The organism is Streptomyces durocortorensis (assembly GCF_016901035.1).
Taxonomy (GTDB): domain Bacteria; phylum Actinomycetota; class Actinomycetes; order Streptomycetales; family Streptomycetaceae; genus Streptomyces; species Streptomyces durocortorensis.
The window spans coordinates 1-2,828 of record NZ_JAFEUF010000432.1 but is presented as its reverse complement, the minus strand read 5'-3'; the positions used below and the strand labels follow the sequence as shown (position 1 = coordinate 2,828).

3 protein-coding genes and 1 pseudogene are annotated in these 2,828 nt (G+C 72.4%); 3 read left to right on the top strand and 1 reads right to left on the bottom strand.

The window, feature by feature from the left end; all coding sequences use genetic code 11:
- Nucleotides 1-602: pseudogene (locus JS521_RS35035) on the bottom strand (FUSC family protein); the annotation flags it as partial.
- 222 nt (nt 603-824) lie between these two features.
- Here JS521_RS35035 and JS521_RS35030 point away from each other — a divergent pair.
- From JS521_RS35030 to JS521_RS35020, 3 genes are all read left to right on the top strand, one after another.
- The gene (locus JS521_RS35030) at nt 825-1,256 is read left to right on the top strand and encodes a hypothetical protein (RefSeq protein WP_205086897.1); all 432 of its coding nucleotides are present in this window, start codon (nt 825-827) and stop codon (nt 1,254-1,256) included.
- Between the two features lie 125 nt (nt 1,257-1,381).
- Nucleotides 1,382-2,032 (top strand): thioredoxin-like domain-containing protein, encoded by a 651-nt coding sequence (locus JS521_RS35025; protein WP_205086896.1) that lies wholly within the window; start codon nt 1,382-1,384, stop codon nt 2,030-2,032.
- Entirely contained in the window at nt 2,029-2,685 is a 657-nt protein-coding gene (locus JS521_RS35020) for a DUF305 domain-containing protein (protein ID WP_205086895.1), read from the top strand. The genes JS521_RS35025 and JS521_RS35020 overlap by 4 nt, the downstream gene beginning before the upstream one ends.
- Nucleotides 2,686-2,828 lie beyond the last annotated feature (143 nt).

Here is a 2,828-nt window from a genome sequence, read left to right as displayed (position 1 = left end):
GGGCGGGGGCGGGGGCCGGGGTCGGCGGCGCACGCGGCCGCGGCCTCCAGGGCGCGGGCGACAGCGCGGCGTTCGGGCCCCTCGCGGCGGACCAGGGCGGGCGCGACGGTGACGAGCCAGGCGAACGCGCCCGCGCCGAGGGTCAGGGCGAGGTGGCCGGGGATCTGATCGGGGCGCTGCGGGGCGAAGAGGGCCGCGGAGCTGACGAAGGTGAAGATCACGTGGCCGGGCGGCCCGATCCGGGTGGCGTCGCACAGCACCTTCTGGGCGGCGGCGAGCAGCGCCCCGACCGCGATGAGCACGGCGGTCGAGCCGGTGAGCGAGGCGGTGACCAGGGAGACGGCGAGCGAGGCCGTCATGCCGAGCACCACGCCCGCGACGGCCCGCGCCCGCCGGGCGTACGGCAGGCCGTGTGCGTAGAGCGCGCAGAGCGAACCGGCCATGGTGTACATGACGAGGTCGAGCCGGCCGAGGGCCAGGAGTGTCAGCTGAGGGACGGCGGAGGCGACGACCACGCTGAGAGCGGGCTTGAACCAGGTGTCCGAGGGCCGCGAGAGCCGCAGGGCCGGGGCCAGCGGGAGGCTCCGGACAGCCGACGGCAGGCTTCGTACAGCGGGCGGAAGGCCTCGAACGACCGATGGGAGCTTGCGGACGGAGGGCTGCCCGGCGCGGGTAGGTGTATCGCTCACCCATACACGTTAACAGGTATTACACTCGTAAATTACCTACCCTCTGTTCGTGCGGCGACGACTCGGGCACACTGTCCCGCGAACCACGCGACCCACATTCTTTGAATCTTCATGTACCCACTACGATGACGGGCGATGACCAGGGTGAGCACGCGGACGGACCGGCAGCGGTACCGCTCCCGCGCGCCCCTCGCCCTGGGCTGGGTCTTCTTCCTGCTGGCCGTGCTCTTCTGCTGCTCGGCCGCCACCTCGTCCGCCGCCGTGCCGGTCGCGGCGGGCCAGGCCGACGCGAGTGCCGTCCGCGCGTTCACCCCGACGCCCGACGCGGCCGTCGAGCCGGTCGTGCTGGTCTCTCCGGCGGACCGCGGTCTGGGGACGTCGTGCCACGGCGGCTCGACGCACACGGTGGCCGTCGTGCTTCCGGTGTCGTCCGCCCCCGTGGCCGTCCCCTCGCCCGTGGCCTTCGTCGCGGCCGCCCCGCTCACGGGGGCGGCGGCCATCAGAGGTCCCGCGCACGACGGTGTGCGTTCCGTCGATCAACTACGCCTTCAGGTCCTGCGGATCTAGAGGCCGGGTCCGCTCTCCCGCCGCGCCCCGCGCCGGCTCCCCGGGAGCGGTTTTTCGTGTGCCCCGCATCCCTTACCCCCTCATGCATGCCCCCGCATGCATCGGTTGAACGACGAGGACTTCCCATGGCTTCCGCCAAGAACCAGAACAACGCGGCCGCGGCGCGTCGCGCCAAGCTCGATGAGGCCCGCCGCAAGGAGCGCGCCCGCGAGCGCCGCGTCCGCATCATCACCATCGGCGCGTCGGTGGCCGTGGTCGCCGCCCTGGTCGCCGGAGGCGGCTACCTGATGTCGCAGGCCAACGAGAAGGAGGAGAAGGAGCAGCAGGCCAAGACCTCCCCCGTCACCGGCGAGCGCAGCTGGGACAAGCTGACGCAGGAGCACGTCGCGAACAAGGTCGACTACCCGATGAACCCGCCCGTCGGCGGCGACCACAACCAGGTCTGGATGAACTGCAACGCGGACGTCTACACCGCCGAGATACCGAAGGAGAACGCCGTGCACTCGCTGGAGCACGGCGCGGTCTGGGTGACGTACAACGACAAGGCCTCGGACGCGGACATCGAGGCGCTGACCAAGAAGGTCAAGTCGACCCCGTACTCCCTGATGAGCCCGGTCAAGGACCAGAAGGATCCGCTGATGCTCAGCGCCTGGGGCAAGCAGGTCACGGTCAAGAACGCCTCGGACGACCGGGTCGACCAGTTCTTCACGAAGTACGTGCAGGGCCCGCAGACCCCTGAGCCGGGGGCCGCCTGCACCGGCGGGCTGGACAAGTGACCGCCCTCGCACCCGCCCGCTCCACCCGCCGGCTGGTCCTCGCGGGGGCCTCGGTGCTGCTCGTCGCGCTGGGGCTGGTGGCGCTGATGGTGGTCCGCCCCTCGGCGGCCTCCCCGTCCGGGGCGTCGTCCTCGCTGTCCGCTCCGGCGGAGGACTCCGTGGACGCGGGCTTCGCCCGGGACATGGCGATCCACCACCAGCAGGCGGTGGAGATGTCGTTCATCGTGCGGGACCGCACCGACGACGAGGATGTGCGGCGGCTCGCGTACGACATCATCAACACCCAGGCCAACCAACGCGGCATGATGCTGGGCTGGCTGGAGATGTGGGGGCTGCCGAAGAGCGCGGCCGGGCCGCCGATGGCGTGGATGGGGCACACCTTCACGCCGACGGACGACGGTTCGCTGATGCCGGGCATGGCCACCGACGCGGAGCTGGAGGCGCTGGAGGCAGCCGAGGGCAAGGCGGCCGAGGTGCTGTTCCTGCGGCTGATGACCGTGCACCACCGCGCGGGTGCCGACATGGCGCAGGCGGCCGCCGGTACGGCGAAGACGGACGCCATCCGGAATCTCGCGGAGGGCATGGTCCGGGGCCAGCAGTCGGAGATCGGGCTGATGGCGGACATGCTGAAGGACCGGGGCGCCAAGCCCTGAGCGCGGAGCCCTGAGGACGGTGGGGTGCGGTCGCGGGGGGGGGGGCCCCCCCCCCCCCGGGGGCGCCCCCCCCCCCCGAAGGGGGGGGGGGCGGTTTTAAGGGAGGAGGCCGACCCGGGGGGGCCGCGGCGCCCCGGGGCCCC